Below are 17377 nucleotides of genomic sequence, written 5' to 3' on the forward strand. Positions count from 1 at the left end.
TCCATGAACGCGCTTTTGTTTCCCGGGGCCTGTCATGTGCAAGGGCCGCCATTTCGACCAGCCCGTGATCCTACTATGTGTTCCCTGGTATCTGGCCTACAACCTAAGCTTGCGCTATCTGGAAGAAATAATGGCCGAACTCGGATTAACCGTCTACCGTGCATCGCTGGGTCGTCCACTTCTCGCCTCAACCGGCTGGCGCGCTTCAATCGCGCAAGCGTGCTGTGACCGGCAAGTGGCATATGGACGAGACCTACATCGAAGTGCGCGGGAGGTGGATATATCTCTATCGCGCCATCGACAGCGTCGACGATACCGTCGAGTTCTTCTTCAACGAATGCCGTGATCTGGCGGCGGCACGGCGCTTTCTCAGGAAGGCGCTCACGCGCCACGGCGGGCCCGAACGCGTCGTCATCGACGGCAGCCAGACGAACAGCGAGGCGATCCGTTCCTGTGATGCCTAAAACCGGCTCCGGTATCGAGCGCAGCGGCCACTGAAACCGATCCGGACCGCCCGAGCCAGTACTTGAACAATCGCATCGAGCAGGATCATCGGCGCGTCAAGCGTCGCATCCGGCCTATGCTCGGCTTCAAGGCGGACGTCACCGCGGCCGTCATCGAGATGGCCACATGATGCGCAAACGACAGGCCAGGTACGCTTGCAATCCTAACCCGTCGATCGCTCAGCAGTTCGCGATTCTCGCAGCCTGACAGACGCCCAAAATGGCTCGCCGCGACCCTGCGCTGAGTTGCGACAAAGCCGCAGATCGCGGATCGCATGGTTCGATCCCTCATCGGTCTCACTGGCGTGCTCGTGTCCATCGACATCAGAGCAGTGAAGTGGCGTCTGTGGCATGGACGCGTGGACCAAGCGATCCGCAACCTCGAGCGGCTTGTTGCGAAGCTCAAGACCTGGCAGCAGAAGGGACATTTCCGGTCGCGCCTTCATAACCTTTGCACGCAGCTCCTCACCTACATCCGCTCGAGCCGCGGTGCGATAATTAGCTACAGCAAAGGCAACCGAGCCGGTCTTCGCGTCTTCACGACCCCTGCCGAGTCGGCGGTCAATTCGCTGGTCGCTAAGCGCATGGTAAAGAAGCAGCAGATGCGCCAGTCTCAGCATTGCGCCACATGCTGATGCAGGTTCGAACAGCCGGAATGAACGGCGAGCTTCGCGATCGGCTGCGGGCGAGATTTCGGCTGCCTGAACCTCAGGGGCCTTCGCTGTTCAAGCCCAAACCACCCCTACTCCGAGCCGCATGACCCCAGAGAAGTTACCGGCCTCGTCGTTTTTGCCAGATCGCCTTGGACATTGACCGAAAGCTCGTCGGCGCCAAAATCAAGGACCAGACTCGTGGGTCTTCCGGAACATTGACAGCGCCTTGAAGGAGTGGGCTGCACATTGGATGTGGTAAATGCCACTGTCTGGCTTCGGGGCGAAGCTGACTTCCGGTCGTTTAGTGCCGTCTGCGCGGAGCACCTTCGGAAACACCTCCAGCGAGGTGCACCGTCGTTTCTGGTTTGCTGGCAGGGGCCGGCACTGCTGGTAAAACTGCTCGATGCCTATGGTCTGAAGTCGGTTGCATATCTTGGGACGGAAGTTGCCGACGGTAAGGATCCCTACCTCGCCGTTACCTATTCAAAGGAATGGATTGACCATTATAAGGCCCAGAGCTTCGCCGTGATCTTTTCAAGCGCCGTTTCGGACCGGCATCAGGCTCGATCCGTATCAGTTGCTTCCCTCGCCAAGGCGCTACGCCTTGCGCGCGTGAACCTTCTCATTGCCGACGATGTGGGTCTCGATAACCCCGAAAGAGGCTCCTACGGCGCATCGCAGCCAGGACGAGGTCAGCGGCTCGGAAACGGGTAGGCAAGGCGGATCAATGCCCTGAGGTCGTGCTTTAACGGCTTGCACTTGGCGCTCCAGTGCGCCGACTGCCGTTTCAATGGCAAGAACGTAGTCGATCAGCGTCTCGCCGAGTTCAGACAGGCGATAGCCCGTCCGATGCCGCTTCACCAAGGTCAATCCAATGCTGCTCTCCAGCTCACCCATGGTAGGAAGGGCTAACGCGTCCGCTTCCCTCTATGCGCCGTTCGCGCGGTACAGTCGATGCTTGTCGCGGAACCGCTCGATGATGTCCGGCTCGGGATCATATCCCGTCGCTGTCTTCATGTAGGCGTGTAGGTAGGACAGGCGGTCGGCCAGATGTTCCTTCAGGTCCAGCGCATAGTAGCCGATCTGCGTGAAGTAGAAGACGCGGGCGCGGATATAGGCCTCTACCTCCTCGTAGCCGTGGCGCCTGAAGACAAGCCGCATCGCCTCTACCCGGGCAGCGTCGGCCGCGTCGAGAATCTTGCGCACGCCGCCGTCGCGCCGCGACCATTCGCGGACGGCGAAATCGAGCCTGGGATCGAAGAGGTCGTCGTCGAGCCAGCACTCTGCGATGTTCAACGCCGCTTCCGTGATCGTGGCCGACGGCATCTCGCAATGGATGATCAGGTTGCGAGTGTTCTTCGATTCCCAGTAGTCCAGGAGCGTGTCGAGCAGTTGCTTCCGGTCCTGGAAATACCAGTAGAAGCTTGATCGGGAGACTCCAAGCTTGTTGCCCAGAGGCAACACCTTCACCTGGTCGACGCCCTCGGTAATCAGCGTTTCAAGAGCCACCGCCAACCAGTCGTAGCGCGTGGCCTTGACGTTGCCCTCGTAATTCTTCTCCGGTTCCGCGTGAGTTCTCGCCATACGTCCGAACCTCGATTGGCAACGCCTCGGCTGTACACGCAGCCAATTCGGAAAACAACTACTAGACATAAGTGTACAGTGACGCTAGCCTGCTTTCTGCATTCAAGGGAGGGAGGGGCTCGCAATGGGTGCTGGCAGGCCAAAATCGGAACCGATGTCTTGGGCGGAGAGGCTCCATGCCTCGGCCATCGTGTGGGATCAGACTTTTCCTGCGACCCCGACCTGCGGAAGCTGGTCAGCGCATCTGACCGCGCTGGAACGCATGCGCCGAAGCGGCTACACGGTGGCCTCGATTACAGTTGCGTCCGATCCGGATGACACATTGAGCGCTATCCGGCGCATTTCTCAGTGGCGCCGCCTCATCCACGAACGCGACGATGAGTTCATTCTCCTTGAAAGCGCACAGGACGCCATATCCGCCAAGACGCAAGGCAAGCTGGCGATCGGGTTCCACTTCCAGGGCACGACGCCCTTCGACCGCGATATCGGGCTGGTAGAAATCTTCTACAGGCTCGGTGTGCGCCATGCCCTCATGGCTTATAACCAGAAGAACCATGTCGGCGACGGCTGTCACGAACGCACCGACACAGGCCTTTCGCGCTTTGGTCTGGAACTCGTCGCCGAAATGCAGCGGGTCGGCATGCTGGTCGACTGCACGCATACGGGACGGCAGACGTCGCTCGACGTATTCGAGGCGGCCACCGCGCCGGTGATCTATTCTCATTCCAACGCCGCGGCGCTGAGATCGCATCAGCGCAACATCGACGACGAGATGGCGCGCGCCTGCGCCGCCACAGGCGGGGTTGTAGGCGTCAATGGCATCGGCATCTTCCTGGGCGACAACGACGACTCCACTGAGGCCCTTTTCCGGCATCTCGATTACTGGGTGCAGTTGCTCGGACCAGATCATGTCGGCATCGGATTGGACAGCGTGTCCGAGCCGGCCGTGCTGGCGCAGGCGGTCAATAGCCAGGCCTCGAAGTACCCCGCCGGGCAGAACTACGATGATGCCGACTTCCGGGTGGTCGTTCCCGAGCAAATCCCGCAACTGACCGACAGGCTCGTGCAGGCCGGCTATCCCGACGAAGCAGTCGTGGCCGTGCTCGGTGGCAACTGGATGCGGCTGGCCCGTGATGTTTGGAAGGAGGTCGCATGACACGTCTTTCACGCATTGCCCGAAAGCTGGAGAAGGTATCGACGTGGCTGGCACGGGTGCTGTCGCTCGTGGCCGCGGTCGCAGTGGCGGCGATTGTCGTCATCCTCGTATGGTCGAGCTTTCAGCGCTACATCCTGGTTCATCCGATTCCTGCCGCCGAGGAGCTCGCTTCCTTCCTGTTCGTCGCCGTGGCCTTCCTAGCGATCATGGAAGGAATGGTGGCTGGCCGTCAGATCAGGGTGCTGCCGCTCTGGCTGCGGCTGCCGCCTAGGTACCAGGCATGGGCGATGGTCGCCGGGCATGCGCTGTCGATCGGCGTACTCAGCATACTGATCAAACAAACCGCCGATTTCGCCATTTCCAGCTATGAATACGGCGCCCGAAGCTATGTGGCCAACATGCCGGAATGGCCCTGGATGATGATCATCCCGCTGGCCTTGGCGGCATTGGCCTTCGCACTCTTCGCTAGGCTCCTGACGGACATCGACAAGGCTCTGCGGGGACAACCCCTACCCGAAGCGCAGGCCAGCGATACAGGGGAGCTTGTCTGATGCTCGCTCTTGGTCTCACTTCGATCGTTGCGGCCACGATCCTGACCGGCTCGATGCTTGGCATCGCTATTGCCGCCTTCGGCCTCGTCATTCTCTACTTCCAGTTCGGCGGCAACTTCTCCGTGCTGGGCAACGCGCTGTGGAACACTTTCAACAGCTTCACCTTCACCGCTATTCCCGCATTTATTCTGCTCGGCGAGCTTTTAGGGAAGTCGGGGCTGGCCGATCGGATCTACACTGCGATCTCGCCGTTCTTCGAACGCCTTCCGGGACGGCTCCTCCAGACCAATATTGGCGCCTGCACGGCCTTCGCAGCGATCAGCGGCTCCTCGACGGCGACCTCGGCCGTCATTGGCTCGATCGCCTACGACGAGCTTCTCAAGCGTGGCTACGACCGCGGCGCCGTCCTCGGCACCATCGCCGCCGGCGGCACGCTCGGAATCCTGATACCGCCATCGATCGCTTTCATCATCTACGGCTCGTGGCAGAACGTCTCCATTGGTGCGCTTTTCATCGCCGGCATCATTCCAGGACTTCTGCTTGCGCTTTTCTTCATGATCTACATCGGTATCCGCGCGACGCTAGACCCGTCGATCGCGCCGAGCACAAGCGTGCAGATGTCGCTCGCGCGAGCCCTCGTGCGTTCAGCCGAAGCATGGCCGTTCGCGATTCTCATCTTCGCGATCCTCGGTTCGATCTTCTTCGGCTTCGCCACGCCGACCGAATCGGCCGCGCTCGGTGTCCTGACGACGCTTATCCTGGCCGCCTTCTATCGCCGGCTTTCCTGGGACCTGGTTTGGCAATCGCTCGTCGCGACCGTCCGTACCTTTTCCAGCCTATCCCTGGTCATCGCCGGCGCCGTCGTCCTGAGCCAGGCGGTGGCGCTCACCGGCCTACCGAAGGAGCTGATTCGGATCGTTGGAGAGTCAGGCCTGTCGGCGACCGCGGTCATCCTGGCTATCTATGTGATGTACATGATCCTGGGCTGCTTCTTCGGGCCGATCGAGATGCTGCTGATCACTCTGCCCTTTGTGTTCCCCCTGGTCACCGGCCTTGGCTACGATCCGGTTTGGTTCGGGGTCGTCCTGGTCATTGTCATCGAGATCGGACTTTTGACGCCTCCCGTCGGAATCAATCTGTTCGTGGTGATGGCGATCAGCCGCAACCAAGTGAGCCTGGGCGAAGTCGCGATGGCCTGTGTCCCTTTCTGGATGATCATGGTCGGCATGCTGCTTCTTCTGACACTCTTGCCGCAGGTCGCACTGTTCCTACCGCAGTTGGCCGGCTTCAGTTGATCTGGCTGCATTCGACTTCGCACCCAATGGGAGAATGGAAATGAAGTTAATAGCAACCGCAGTCGCCGCCTTCTTTTCCATGGCGGCCATTTCCGGCGCGGCCGAAGTGGAATGGAAACTGGGCTCCTCGGTCGGCCCGCAGGACGATGGAACCCTGATGCTCCAGAAACTCGCAGACCGGGTGCTGGAAAAGTCGGACGGCCGCTTCGAGATCGAAGTGGTGCCTGTCGAGACCCTCGGTTTCAAGAACGTCGACTCCCTGCGCGTATTGAAGCAGGGGGTCATAGAGGCCATGTGGCTCGCGCCCTACTATCTCACCCGCGACGAGCCGCTGATGGGCGTGTTTGCGCCGCATGGGATGTTCGTCGATCCTGAAGACAACCTCAAGGTTGTCGACGTCCAGTATGAGATCGGCAAGGAGATCCTCGCGGAAAAATGGGAGATCGTGCAGATCGCGCGCGCGCCATTCGCTTCTTTGCGTGACCTGATCATGATGTCCAAGGAACCCGTCAATACGATCGAGGGCCTCAAGAAGCTGAAAGTTCGGCAATTCACCAAGGAAGGCCTGCAGGCCTTCAATGCGCTCGGAATCTCGACGCAGATGGTGCCTTCTTCCGAACTCTATCTCGCGCTCCAGACCGGCGTGGTCGACGCCGCCGTCTATGGCCCCACTTACGGCAAGTCGCAGTCGATCTACGAGGTCACCTGCTGCTTTTCCTATCTCTCCGCCTTCTCCATGGCCTATCCTTTCTCGGTCGCCGTGAGCAAGAATGTCTGGGAAGGTCTGCCGGCAGATCTGCAGAAGATCCTCGCGGAGGAAAGCGAGGCTCTCTGGCAGGAGTCGGTGGAAGGCTGGAAAGTCAGCGCGGCTGAGAAAGAGGCCTACGAATGGCTGACGACCGAGGGCAAGATGAAGAAGCTCGATCCGTTCCCGGAGGCCGACCGCAAGGCCGTGCAGGATGAACTGATCAAGGTCTGGAAAAGCACTTGCGAACAGCTCGGAGAAAAAGCGGTCGGCTACTGCAACCGCATCGAAGCCGCCCTCGCCAAGTAGCGGCAGCGACAACAGTGCGGCGCATGGATCGCGATACCGGCTATCAGGGGAAAGACATGCTTGCTTTTTCAAACGCGAAAGTTTTCGACGGCATCAACAACCGTCTCACTCAAGCCAACGTCATCATCGACGGCCAGCGCATCGTGTCGGTCTCCGACAAGCCGGTCGACGCCGGTGTCGAGGTAGTCGACTGCGGCGGACGGACCCTGATGCCAGGGCTGATCGACGCGCATATCCATGCTTACTTCCAGGACATGAACGTCAGCCGCCTGCAGCATCTACCGGTGACCATGTATGCTCATCATGCGGCCAACATGCTCGGCGACATGCTGGATCGCGGCTTCACCAGCGTGCGCGACACAGGCGGGGCTGACTACGGGCTCTGGCTCGCCATTCAGCACAACCTGATCAAGGCACCGCGGCTATTTTACTGCGAAAAGGCGCTGAGCCAAACCGGCGGGCACGTTGATATGCGTCATCAGCATCATCATCACCCTCACGACGACCATGTTGTGCTGTGTGGGTGCTGCTTCGCCAATCCGCTCGGCATCGTCGTTGACGGCGTTGATTCCGTCAGGAAGGTGGTGCGCGAGCAGCTCCGCCGCGGCGCATCCTTCATCAAGTTCTGTGGGTCAGGCGGGGTCTCGACGACGTCTGACCCTCTGGACAGCATCCAGTTCTCCAACGACGAGGTTCGAGCGATCGTCGAGGAGGTCGAGAACCATCTCGTCTATTGCACGGCGCACATACATCCAGACAAGGCGCTGAAGCGGGCCATCAGCCTCGGCGTCCATTGCATCGAGCACGGAACGCTGATCGAGGCGGATACGGCTCGCATGGCAGCCGAAAAGGGTACCAACATCGTACCGACGCTCGCCGTAATCGCGGCGCTCGCGGAGCACGGGGAGACATTCGGATATCCGAAGGAATCCTTGGAGAAACTCGACCGCATCAAGGACGAGGCGGTGGATCGGCTTCGCCACATGAAGAGTGCCGGCGTTCGGGTGGGCTTCGGGACCGACCTGATCGGGGCGATCCAGCCGATGCAGTGCATCGAGTTCGGGCTGCGCTCGTCGGTCTTCTCCAACTTCGAGATACTCAACCAGGCGACGGCGGTGAACGCGGAGATCATCGGAGCGAAAGGCGAGATCGGCGAGATCAAGCCGGGCGCCTTCGCCGACATCCTGGTCGTCGACGGAAATCCGCTGGAGAACCTGAAGCTCATGGAAGACGACGGAGCCCATATCCCCGTCGTGATGAAGGCCGGCGCCTTCCATCGCAACCGGCTCGTGCAGGAGCGGGCCCCCAACTGAACGCAGACCCATAGGACAAGCCCACTGTGCGGCGCCGTGGCGCCGGACGGTCGCGGCTTTCCTGAAAGATGCCGCGACCGCGGCTACATGGCCAGAATGACGAACGACCCCGCCGACATCCTCAATCTCAGCTGTTCCCGCCGGCCGGCATCGTCGCGGGCCGCGTGCTTGCCCGCAGGGTCCAACTTCATTGCGAAGGGCGCGTGATGCGAAGCGGCCCGATGACGGTGGTGTTCGCCCCATGACGTGGCGCTATTCCGCATTCTCGCTCCTCAAAGAGGGCCTCAGCGGCCAGAAGGGCTGGGAGCCCGCCTGGCGCTCGCCCGATTCGGCGCGATCCTACGACGTGATCGTCATCGGCGGCGGTGGGCACGGCTTGGCCACCGCCTACTACCTGGCCAGAACCCATGGCATCACGCGCGTTGCTGTGCTGGAGAAGGGGTGGATCGGCGGCGGCAATACCGGACGCAACACCACGGTCATCCGATCGAACTACTTCTATCCGGAAAGTGTCGCGCTCTACGGGCTCGCCCACCGACTCTACCGGTCGTTGTCCCGCGAACTAAACTACAACATCATGTTCGCCCCGCGCGGTATGGTCAGCGTCTGCCACACCGATGCGCAGATGGAGATTGCCGCCCGGACGGTGAATGCCATGCAGCTCAACGGCACCGACGCCGAGCTCTTCTCGGCCGAAGACGTGCGCCGCGTGGCGCCGGCCTACAACTTCTCGCCGCGCGCGCGCTATCCGGTGGCCGGCGGGATCTGGCAAGGCAGCGCCGGCACCGCGCGGCACGACGCGGTGGCTTGGGGTTATGCGCGGGCCGCCAGCCGCCTGGGCGTCGACATCATCCAGAATTGCGAGGTCAGCGGTTTCATCGTCGAGCGCGGCCGTTGCCGCGGCGTCGAAACGTCCCGGGGTCCGATCCGGGCCGATAGGGTCGGCATGGCGGTAGCCGGCCACTCTTCCGTGCTCGCCGAGAAGGCCCGCTTCAGGCTGCCGATCAATTCCTACGCGCTGCAGGCCTGCGTCTCGGAGCCGGTGAAGCCGGTGCTCGATACGATCGTCCTTTCACTCGGGACAGGCTGCTATGTCAGCCAGTCCGACAAGGGCGAACTCGTCATCGGGGGCGGCCTCGACCGGATTCCTTCCTACGGTCAGCGGGGCAATCTCCCCACACTGGAGGGTGTGCTCGCCGGCGTAGTGGAAATGTTCCCGTCCTTTGCCGGACTGAAGCTGATGCGTCAATGGGCGGGGACCGTGGATGTGGTGCCGGACTCTTCGCCGATCATCGGGGAATCCCCGCTTCCTGGCCTTTTCCTCAACTGTGGCTGGGGGACCGGCGGTTTCAAGGCGATCCCCGCCGGCGGAACGCTGCTGGCCAACCTGCTTGCCACGGGGCGGCATACGGACATCAGCCGCCCGTTCGACCTCGACCGCTTCGCGCGGGGCCGTCTGATCGACGAAGCCGCCGGGTCCGGCATCCCGCATTAGGACCAAGAAATGCAGATCTTCCCGTGCCCCTTCTGTGGCCCCCGCGACGAAACCGAGTTCCACTATCGGGGCGAGACCGGCATCCCGCGTCCGGAGGGCGCCGATGTGTCGGATGTAGCCTGGGCCGGCTACCTCTATATGCGCCGCAACGTGCGGGGCAGAACATCCGAGATATGGCATCACCTCACCTGTGGCGAATATCTGGCAATGACGCGAGACAGCGTCACGCATGAGATCGTCGATGCTTGGCCGCTAGCGCCCGAGGAGGAGCGGCCGTGAGCTTCCGCCTCGCCGCAGGCGGCTGCGATATCAACCGCGCCAGGCCGCTGACGTTCACCTTCGATGGATGCCGCGTCGACGCTTTCGAGGGAGACACGATAGCTTCCGCGCTGCTTGCCGCCGACATCGTCATCGTCGGGCGCAGCTTCAAGTACCATCGGCCCCGGGGCGTCTGGGGAGCCGGCGTCGAGGAGCCCAACGCCTATGTCGACATCGAGATCGACGGCGATCGTCTGACCAATGTGCGCGCAACGACAACCGTCGTGCGGGCTGGTATGACCGTGCGCAGCGTGAACGCCTCGCCCTCGGCCGCGAGAGACCGCAAGGGCGCGCTCGACCTGATCGCCCGCTTCCTGCCCGCCGCATTCTACTACAAGACATTCATGTGGCCCGAGTGGAGGTATTTCCAACCGGCCATCCGCGCAATGGCGGGACTGGGCCGGCTCGACCCGGCGCAGGCGCCGCATCGTTGCGCCGACCAGGTCAACCACCACTGCGACGTCCTTGTCGTCGGAGCCGGGCCGGCGGGACTTGCAGCTGCCGACAGGGCCGCGGGGGAGGGCAGTTCGGTTCTCCTCGTCGATGACCGTCCGCTGCCAGGCGGAACGCTTCGCCACCGGCCGGCAGAGATCGATGGAATGGCGGGCACCGAATGGGCGCGGCAGGCGGTCGACCGCCTACGTGCGCATGGCGGCATTTATCTCGCCCGGACCACGGCCTTTGGGGTCTACGACCATGGGCTCGTGGGGTTGTACCAGGAACGCGGGGACGACGGGCCGGGCACGTTTTGGCGTGTCCGTTCAAAGCGCACCGTGCTGGCGGCCGGCGCCATCGAGCGGCCGCTGCCATTTGCAGTCAACGACCTGCCGGGCATCATGTCGGCTGATGCGGCCTTGCAGTACCTCCGGCGCTACGGTGTGCTCGCCGGGCGGCGCATTGTTTGCGCGACGACCAATGACAGCGCCGACGAGGTTGCGGCCGCGCTTGCGGCGGCGGGCGCCGAGGTGGTCCTCGTTGACTCCCGCCCGCGGCCGGCAGGCATCTCGGGAGTGACGGTGATGGGGCAGCGCACCGTCGTCTCCGCCCGCGGAAGGAAGCGCGTGAACGGCATCGTGCTCGACGACGGCCGCTGGCTCGACGCCGACAGCGTCGTTGTCTCCGGAGGTTGGACACCAAGCGTCCATCTCTACAACCAGGCCGGCGCAAGCCTGTCGTGGAATGAGGCGCAAGGAGCATTCCTGCCGCAAGGGCCTACGCGCGGCGTCTTCCCGGCCGGCGCGGCAGCCGGCGCGCTTTCGCTCGCCGAGGCGCTCGAAGGCGGCGCGAACGCCGCGACGGTCGAGGTTTTGGAGGAACCCCGCCGGCAGCCCTCAAGGCCTTCTCCCAGCGCCTCTGCCGGTGTCAATCTATGGCCAAGCGCAGGCGCGAAGGAACGCGTCTGGATCGACTTCCAGAATGACGTGACCTCGAAGGACGTCGAACTGGCGGTTCGCGAAAATTTCGTCTCCGTCGAGCACCTCAAGCGTTATACGACGCTGGGCATGGCGCCGGACCAGGGCAAGACGTCAAACCTCAACGGTCTGGCGCTGCTGGGGCGGCTGACCGGGAAACCGATTCCTGAGGTCGGAACGACGCGGTACCGGCCTCCGTTCGTTCCCATCCCTATGTCTGCTTTTCGCGGGACGCGCGGCGGCATGCTCCTCGATCCTCTGCGCCGGCTACCTCTCGAAAACGTGCACCGGTCGAACGGCGCGGTGTTCGGAGAGTATGGCGGATGGCTACGCCCGGTCTGCTACGGCGATCACGCCGATCGGCACAGGAGCATCCGCAACGAAGCGTTACGCGCCCGCGACTCGGTCGCTCTGTTCGACGGGTCGCCGCTCGGAAAGATCGAGGTGATCGGCCCACAGGCGAGGGCGTTCGTCGAGTTCGTGCAGTTCGGACCGATGGCCTCGCTGGCTCCCGGACGGTGCCGCTACAGCCTCATGCTGAGCGAGGGCGGTGTTGTGCTCGATGACGGCATCGTAGTCCGGGTCGACGAAGAGCGCTACGTGCTCTCGTGTTCGAGTGCGCATGTGAGCGCCGTACATGCCCAGCTCGAGGAATGGCGTCAGGACCGCTTCGACAAGAAAAGCGTGTTCATCCATGACGCCACGACGAGCCTCGCGACGCTGACCGTAACGGGCCCCCGTGCGAGCGAGGTTGTAGGGCGCCTCGATTCCGGCTTCGCCGAGCTCGTCGAAGGCCAGTCACACATGTCCGTGCGCGAAGGAGCCTTCGCCGGGCATGCCGTCAGGATCGCCCGCGTGAGCTTCACCGGCGACGCCAGCTACGAACTGTCGATCCGCGCGGACATGGCCGAGCTCCTCTGGGAGGGCCTCCTTCGGGCCGGACGGGATTACAGTATCGCGCTGATGGGCATCGAGGCGCTGATGATCCTGAGGGCTGAAAAGGGCTACCTCATCGTCGGCAAGGATACCGACGGAACAACCATGCCTCACGACGTCGGCGTGAGACAGGCGCGCAGCAAGGGCCGGCTCGAATTCGTGGGACGCCGTTCGCTGTCGACCGAGGAAGCAATGCGCGATGACCGGCGTCAACTTGTAGGCATGGCGGTCGGGCCGGGCGAGCCCGCGCTTGCACCGGGAGCTCACGGAGTCGAGGCCGACGGCCGCGGTTGGCGCAGTATCGGCTTCGTCACTTCAAGCTACGACAGCCCGGTTCTCGGACGGCCCATCGCGCTTGGCCTCATCGAGCGCGGCGCGTCGAGGCACGGTGAAACCATCCGCGTCCGGCATCTCGGCAGGGAGTGCGAGGCGACGATCTGCGCGCCATGCGCATTCGATCCCGAGGGGGCCCGCGTCAATGGCTGATTTAGGCAAATGCTGGCCGCCGGAACCGGACTGGAGTGCCGCGCCGCACCCATGGGGGCTGGAGATTCGCCCAGTGGGCGATCTTTTCCAGACACTTGTCAGCGGCAATCTTGACGTGTGGAGCGCGGGGAGGCAGATCGGACTCGACGTCGCGCCGGGGCCGGACCGCGACTATGCGGTGCGTGTCGCGCGCGACCGGCTCCTGGCGGTAACCGCGCAGCCCATAGCGTTGCGCGGCGGCTGGAACGCAAGCGGCTATGCGACGACAGACGTCAGCGGCGGTTACCTGCTTCTGGAAATATCGGGCTCGCGTCTGCCTGCGCTGCTTTCCAGGGCCACGACTATTCACCGGATCGATGCATCGCCCAGCGCGGCGATCAGGTTCGCAGGGATAGACGCGGTCGCCTACCTCCTGACGCCTAACACCCTGCGCCTCCACGTCGACAGCAGTCTGTCGGGGCATCTTTGGTCTTGGCTGCAGGCGGCCGACCAGGCGTCATCCGGTCAGCAAACGGGGCACCAGTCGTGATGGACCTCGAAGCTGAACTCCTCAGCGAAAGCCCGGAGATCCATCCGTTTCATGACGCGGTTAGCGACATACGCGGCACCATCGTCATCGGCAGCACCGCAAGGGGGCCGGCACTTGGCGCATGCCGGTTCTGGAACTACGCATCAAGACGGGAGGCAGCTGGCACGCGGGATGAGCTTCGGCTGACAGGCTTGAGATTGACCTCCGCAGGCGAGAACACAATCGGCTCGGCTTTGCCTGATGCGTCATCCGGGTAAAGTGCTTGCCGCCGGAGAGACTCCACCTCGCGCAATGCTAAAGCGTGTTGCCGATCAGGTCGGCGCCGATCTCGGAACATTCGCACTGTACTGTATGCGCGCCGTGAAGAGACCCATCGCGACCACGCCGCGCGCTTGATGATCTATCTGGATACAAAGAGCGCAACGGGGAGGATCGTCGAGCGGCACTACTGGCTGCAATTCAGGCGACAACGATATCCGATGACAGCGTCGGGATTGCGAAAGCCATCGCCGCGTCTTTCGAGAACGCGGTTCCCTGCTTCCGGTGACCGAGACGATCGAGCGAATAGGGCTCGCGGGTCGCTCAATTGCTGGCCGACGCGCTGCGAATGAGTTCATCGCGGGTTTTCCGTCTGATCGGCTTGCGCCACCGGACAGGTTGTTGGAGGTTGATCCGGGGATCGGCCAGACGCGATTTCATTGGCTGCGATCAGCGCCGGATGCGCCTGGTGCATCCAACTTGGTTGGGACTGACCGAACGGATTGCCTTCCTGCGCACGCTCAAGATCGATCCGACGTTGCAGGCGAGAATATCGTCGGGACGGTGGGACCAGATGATCCATGAAGGCAACGCTACGCCGGCCTGGCTTGCCAATGACTTCAATGCCAGCCGCCGGCATGCTCTAATTGTCGCGCAGGTCATCAAGCTCGGCCAGAAGCTCACCGACGACGCTATGTCGAATCGGCCGCGCTCAGGGAATGTTGAGCCGCGGCGGCGGTGTACAAAGTGGACCGAAGCTTTCAATCGAGGATTTCCCCTGCGTCCGTGACGCAGGGCATTCTGCACTGGGGGGCACTTACGAGACCGACATATCCAAGGCCGCTGGGACCGGGAATGATCCATCACCTGAGCAAAGGTAATCGCGGTCTGGAGCGCAGCAAGGGCCTTTTTTCGCTTCTTCCAGCGTCAGACCGAGATCATCGATCGACAGCGCACCGTCTGTTCGGTCAAAGCTGATAATCTCTTGCGTTTTGTCTGCTGCGTCGCCGCCGTCGATCATGAGTTGAATGGCAAACCGCATCCGCATCCCTCCTTATCTGCAGGAGAGGGAAGCATGTCGACCTGTTGCGGTCAGCCCCTGGTAAACTCCGAAAATTCGAGTTTCAAAGCTGCATTCACCTCGCGCCGGCTGAAGCGCTCGGGTTCGAAGAGACGCAACGGCTCATCGTCCTCGAGCTCATCATCGATATCTTCTTCATCTCCACAAAACAGCCGGGCGATGTCGCCACCGCGGAACCGATTGACGAGCGTCATATAACCCTGTGGACCACCGATATCTTCAGGCGGACCGGCAGCCGCAGCACCCGCGAGAAGGTGTCGTGACTGGAAGCACTGTCGTAGTCGATCAGGCGCGACAAGGCAGCTTTGCGATTCTCGGCAAACAGAGCGAACTCCGTCGCCGTCGTGGCTCCGCACAAGCTCGCCGCCACCATCATCACGATGATATCGCCCAGTCGATGCGAGGCGTTGCGAGCGCACGGGTCGGGCAGCGCTCCAAAACTGGAAATGGCAGTCTCTCCTCTGAAAAACTCCCTCTCTTCAGAATCGAAAAGGGATGGGTTCCACAATGTCATCTGCGTGGTCGAAAGACGGCAGCGCGTCCAAAACTTCAAATCTAAGGGAGGCAGCTTAGCCCAGTGGTGTATGAACCAAGCTGCCGCCCCACGATCAGTGAGCTAGACCCCGAGTAGGCTCTTCCAGATTTTTCCTGACAATGTTGCCCAGGAATTGCATTACAGCCATGGACGTCTCACCTTCGAGACCATCGACGATGAAGTCTGTGGTGCACCACATCGCTTCTAGTCCACCGGCATCGAGGCAGGCGCGCAGCATGCGCTCTTCCTGAGCGGGCGTGTGGATGATATCGGGCTTCTGCAGCAGGTAGGCCAGCGCGGCTTCGATACCGTAGCAGCCCCAGTTGCTCATCATTACCGGCAATACAATGTCGCATGCGGTGGTCGTTCCCAGTGATTCGCCCTTCGGCATGGTCTCGACCACGATCTCACGGATAGCGCCAAAACCGATCTCGTTGCCGTGATCACCGATGCCGATCGTCAGAATGCCACGCTTGGTGGCCTCGGTGACAATTGGCGATATGTCTATGATGCCTTCGGCACTTGGACTGGATGGGTCGTAGAATGGAATACCCGTAGCGGTATGCAAGACGCCGTCCTTGCCCGGACCGATGCGCTCTGCACTGATAAGGGCCTTTGGCTGATACTTGTCCAGCAGGTCGTTCGCCCACTTCTCGACTTCCGTCTGGGTTTTTGGCGCATATTCCATGGTGGCACCGAGGTGCTTGTTCTTAGCGTCCTCATAGTGTTCCTTGACCATTAGGCCAATGGCATGGCTGGAAGCCACTACGGGCCCAGCGTGACACTCTTCCAGTACATAAGCCGGCACGGCGCCAAGACCGCGATAAAGGGCGCGGGCGATTGCCGCAGCTCCGGGAGGGCCGTCGCTTTCGCCGAAGGGCATCTGCGGCGCATAACCAGCGCCGGTCAGAACCATTACGGAGTCGCCCTTGCCGACGGCGGCCTTGAGCTTCTCGGCAGCCACCATGGTGATGGGGCGATTCCCGACCAGCTTGCGCGCCGCGTCATACATCGGGGCAAGCACTTTGATAGGCATTCCGCGGTTTTTGGCTTCGATAGTACAAATCTTGTCGATGGCTTCGCCGGTAATATCAGGCATTCAATGTCTCCAATCGGTTCCGGCATGGTCTCATCTGCTCACATGCCGCACGGAAAGGACATCAGTTCTGGCCTATCACGAGAAGGCCAAATAAAGTCGAATTGTGATGCCGAATAAGCATCGGTCGGGTAATGCTCAAAAGAGAGGGAAGGATGCTGAAGACGTCGATGCGCTACTTCCAGTCCGTGGTTCAGCACGGTTCCATTCGCGCTGCTTCCGAAGCCTTGCTGATTAATCAGTCCGCGATCAGCCGACAAATCCAGAGCCTGGAAGACGAGTACGAGGTTTCCTTGCTCGAGCGCCATGCGCGCGGCATCCGGCTGACGCCTGCGGGAGAACTCCTTTTTAACACGCTCAGAGAAATGGAGTTTGCTGCTGAGCGCGCCAAGTCCGAGATCAACGCACTGCAGGGACTCAAGCGCGGACATATCAAGATTCATACAATCGAATCCATGATTCACCATGTCTTGCCCAGTGTTATCGAGAAATTCCACGACCAGTTTCCGGGCGTTAATTTCGAGATCATCCTGGCAGGGTCTGACGCTGTCGTCACCGCGGTGCGGAACGGCGAAACGGATTTCGGCCTGACATTCGTAACCCATGCGACGCACGGTGTTCAGACCTATTGCAAAATGGATTGTCGTCTCAGCGCGATCATGCGTCCAGATCACCCACTGGCCTCCGTGCGCCACCTCTCCGTCTCAAATCTCGTGACATGGCCAGTCGGGCTGGCGACGCGACCGACCGGTACGCGACAGATCTTCGACGACGTCTGCCGTAATCGCGGCATTGAGATCGTTCCCAAGCTCGAGACCAATTCCGTTGAACTCCTGCATCAGTTTGCTCTTATGGAGGATGCGGTCGTGGTGACAAGCGACAGGGTGTTCTACTCCTCGATCAAAGCCGGCAAGCTTGTCTCCCGCATTCTTGCCGAAGCCGAACTTAACAGCGGTCATTTCGAGGTCCTGACCATGGTGGGCAGAAAGCCGACTGTAGCCGCCGAGCGCTTCCTGCTGTTCCTGGCACGTACTTTCGACCGAAGTGGCCCAGATTAGCAGAGTGCCTGAAATGCGGGCCGAGATTGTCAACTTACCCATACGTGATGACCTGAAGGCATCG

At 61.6% G+C, this 17377-nt stretch carries 17 protein-coding genes and 2 pseudogenes; 13 read left to right on the forward strand and 6 right to left on the reverse strand.

The window, feature by feature from the left end; genetic code table 11:
* The first annotated feature begins 34 nt into the window (after positions 1-34).
* Together ACCO56_RS14735 and ACCO56_RS14740 are read left to right on the forward strand one after the other, a co-directional pair.
* Positions 35-711 (forward strand): annotated as a pseudogene (locus ACCO56_RS14735) (IS6 family transposase).
* A gap of 67 nt (positions 712-778) precedes the next feature.
* Positions 779-1138 carry a hypothetical protein gene (locus ACCO56_RS14740; protein ID WP_433641526.1) on the forward strand — a complete coding sequence of 120 codons (360 nt, stop codon included), beginning with the start codon at positions 779-781 and terminating at the stop codon, positions 1136-1138.
* Positions 1139-1753: 615 nt separating this feature from the next.
* Here the strand turns inward: ACCO56_RS14740 and ACCO56_RS14745 are convergent.
* Together ACCO56_RS14745 and ACCO56_RS14750 are read right to left on the reverse strand one after the other, a co-directional pair.
* The gene (locus ACCO56_RS14745) at positions 1754-2026 is read right to left on the reverse strand and encodes a hypothetical protein (protein ID WP_433641527.1); all 273 of its coding nucleotides are present in this window, start codon (positions 2024-2026) and stop codon (positions 1754-1756) included.
* A gap of 57 nt (positions 2027-2083) precedes the next feature.
* Positions 2084-2740, reverse strand: a complete 657-nt coding sequence (locus ACCO56_RS14750) for a TetR/AcrR family transcriptional regulator (RefSeq protein ID WP_433641528.1) — start codon at positions 2738-2740, stop codon at positions 2084-2086.
* A gap of 154 nt (positions 2741-2894) precedes the next feature.
* Here ACCO56_RS14750 and ACCO56_RS14755 point away from each other — a divergent pair, with 154 nt between their 5' ends.
* From ACCO56_RS14755 to ACCO56_RS14800, 10 genes and pseudogenes are all read left to right on the forward strand, one after another.
* The gene (locus ACCO56_RS14755) at positions 2895-3896 is read left to right on the forward strand and encodes a dipeptidase (RefSeq protein ID WP_433641529.1); all 1002 of its coding nucleotides are present in this window, start codon (positions 2895-2897) and stop codon (positions 3894-3896) included.
* Positions 3893-4447, forward strand: a complete 555-nt coding sequence (locus ACCO56_RS14760) for a TRAP transporter small permease (RefSeq protein ID WP_433641530.1) — start codon at positions 3893-3895, stop codon at positions 4445-4447. The genes ACCO56_RS14755 and ACCO56_RS14760 overlap by 4 nt, the downstream gene beginning before the upstream one ends.
* Positions 4447-5742: a TRAP transporter large permease gene (locus tag ACCO56_RS14765; RefSeq protein ID WP_433641531.1), complete on the forward strand. Its 1296-nt coding sequence runs from the start codon at positions 4447-4449 to the stop codon at positions 5740-5742. Before ACCO56_RS14760 ends, ACCO56_RS14765 begins: the two co-directional genes overlap by 1 nt.
* 40 nt (positions 5743-5782) lie before the next feature.
* On the forward strand, positions 5783-6796 hold the full coding sequence (locus ACCO56_RS14770; protein WP_433641532.1) for a TRAP transporter substrate-binding protein: 1014 nt from the start codon (positions 5783-5785) through the stop codon (positions 6794-6796).
* A 56-nt stretch (positions 6797-6852) separates the two neighbouring features.
* Complete coding sequence (locus tag ACCO56_RS14775; RefSeq protein WP_433641533.1) at positions 6853-8109, forward strand: amidohydrolase family protein; 1257 nt, start codon at positions 6853-6855, stop codon at positions 8107-8109.
* A gap of 241 nt (positions 8110-8350) precedes the next feature.
* A complete protein-coding gene (locus tag ACCO56_RS14780) occupies positions 8351-9604 on the forward strand; it encodes a sarcosine oxidase subunit beta family protein (protein WP_433641534.1) in 1254 nt (417 codons plus the stop codon).
* A gap of 9 nt (positions 9605-9613) precedes the next feature.
* Positions 9614-9883, forward strand: coding sequence for a sarcosine oxidase subunit delta (locus ACCO56_RS14785; protein ID WP_433641535.1), 270 nt, complete (start codon positions 9614-9616; stop codon positions 9881-9883).
* Positions 9880-12756 carry a 2Fe-2S iron-sulfur cluster-binding protein gene (locus ACCO56_RS14790; RefSeq protein ID WP_433641536.1) on the forward strand — a complete coding sequence of 959 codons (2877 nt, stop codon included), beginning with the start codon at positions 9880-9882 and terminating at the stop codon, positions 12754-12756. Before ACCO56_RS14785 ends, ACCO56_RS14790 begins: the two co-directional genes overlap by 4 nt.
* Before the next feature lie 73 nt (positions 12757-12829).
* Positions 12830-13285: a sarcosine oxidase subunit gamma family protein gene (locus ACCO56_RS14795; RefSeq protein ID WP_433641537.1), complete on the forward strand. Its 456-nt coding sequence runs from the start codon at positions 12830-12832 to the stop codon at positions 13283-13285.
* A gap of 181 nt (positions 13286-13466) precedes the next feature.
* Positions 13467-14243, forward strand: a pseudogene (locus ACCO56_RS14800) (DUF4158 domain-containing protein); the annotation flags it as partial.
* 117 nt (positions 14244-14360) lie between these two features.
* Here ACCO56_RS14800 and ACCO56_RS14805 read toward each other — a convergent pair.
* The 4 genes from ACCO56_RS14805 to ACCO56_RS14820 all read right to left on the reverse strand — a co-directional run bounded on the left by ACCO56_RS14805 (position 14361) and on the right by ACCO56_RS14820 (position 16258).
* Positions 14361-14585: a hypothetical protein gene (locus tag ACCO56_RS14805; protein ID WP_433641538.1), complete on the reverse strand. Its 225-nt coding sequence runs from the start codon at positions 14583-14585 to the stop codon at positions 14361-14363.
* A 50-nt stretch (positions 14586-14635) separates the two neighbouring features.
* Entirely contained in the window at positions 14636-14818 is a 183-nt protein-coding gene (locus tag ACCO56_RS14810) for a hypothetical protein (protein ID WP_433641539.1), read from the reverse strand.
* The gene (locus ACCO56_RS14815) at positions 14815-15138 is read right to left on the reverse strand and encodes a transposase family protein (RefSeq protein WP_433641540.1); all 324 of its coding nucleotides are present in this window, start codon (positions 15136-15138) and stop codon (positions 14815-14817) included. Before ACCO56_RS14815 ends, ACCO56_RS14810 begins: the two co-directional genes overlap by 4 nt.
* 94 nt (positions 15139-15232) lie before the next feature.
* Positions 15233-16258, reverse strand: coding sequence for a glutamate cyclase domain-containing protein (locus ACCO56_RS14820; protein WP_433641541.1), 1026 nt, complete (start codon positions 16256-16258; stop codon positions 15233-15235).
* Between the two features lie 152 nt (positions 16259-16410).
* Here ACCO56_RS14820 and ACCO56_RS14825 point away from each other — a divergent pair, with 152 nt between their 5' ends.
* A complete protein-coding gene (locus ACCO56_RS14825) occupies positions 16411-17313 on the forward strand; it encodes a LysR family transcriptional regulator (protein WP_433641542.1) in 903 nt (300 codons plus the stop codon).
* Positions 17314-17377 lie beyond the last annotated feature (64 nt).

Origin of the sequence: Mesorhizobium sp. 1B3 (genome assembly GCF_050958605.1) — a bacterium.
Classification (GTDB): domain Bacteria; phylum Pseudomonadota; class Alphaproteobacteria; order Rhizobiales; family Rhizobiaceae.

Bases quoted from the DNA above. Each gene is read 5' to 3' on its own strand.
- ACCO56_RS14805 (WP_433641538.1), bottom strand. From the start codon at position 14,585: ATGCGGTTTGCCATTCAACTCATGATCGACGGCGGCGACGCAGCAGAC.
- ACCO56_RS14755 (WP_433641529.1), top strand. From the start codon at position 2,895: ATGTCTTGGGCGGAGAGGCTCCATGCCTCGGCCATCGTGTGGGATCAG.
- ACCO56_RS14815 (WP_433641540.1), bottom strand. From the start codon at position 15,138: ATGACATTGTGGAACCCATCCCTTTTCGATTCTGAAGAGAGGGAGTTT.
- ACCO56_RS14810 (WP_433641539.1), bottom strand. From the start codon at position 14,818: ATGACGCTCGTCAATCGGTTCCGCGGTGGCGACATCGCCCGGCTGTTT.
- ACCO56_RS14820 (WP_433641541.1), bottom strand. From the start codon at position 16,258: ATGCCTGATATTACCGGCGAAGCCATCGACAAGATTTGTACTATCGAA.
- ACCO56_RS14780 (WP_433641534.1), top strand. From the start codon at position 8,351: ATGACGTGGCGCTATTCCGCATTCTCGCTCCTCAAAGAGGGCCTCAGC.
- ACCO56_RS14765 (WP_433641531.1), top strand. From the start codon at position 4,447: ATGCTCGCTCTTGGTCTCACTTCGATCGTTGCGGCCACGATCCTGACC.
- ACCO56_RS14775 (WP_433641533.1), top strand. From the start codon at position 6,853: ATGCTTGCTTTTTCAAACGCGAAAGTTTTCGACGGCATCAACAACCGT.
- ACCO56_RS14770 (WP_433641532.1), top strand. From the start codon at position 5,783: ATGAAGTTAATAGCAACCGCAGTCGCCGCCTTCTTTTCCATGGCGGCC.
- ACCO56_RS14740 (WP_433641526.1), top strand. From the start codon at position 779: ATGGTTCGATCCCTCATCGGTCTCACTGGCGTGCTCGTGTCCATCGAC.
- ACCO56_RS14825 (WP_433641542.1), top strand. From the start codon at position 16,411: ATGCTGAAGACGTCGATGCGCTACTTCCAGTCCGTGGTTCAGCACGGT.
- ACCO56_RS14760 (WP_433641530.1), top strand. From the start codon at position 3,893: ATGACACGTCTTTCACGCATTGCCCGAAAGCTGGAGAAGGTATCGACG.
- ACCO56_RS14785 (WP_433641535.1), top strand. From the start codon at position 9,614: ATGCAGATCTTCCCGTGCCCCTTCTGTGGCCCCCGCGACGAAACCGAG.
- ACCO56_RS14750 (WP_433641528.1), bottom strand. From the start codon at position 2,740: ATGGCGAGAACTCACGCGGAACCGGAGAAGAATTACGAGGGCAACGTC.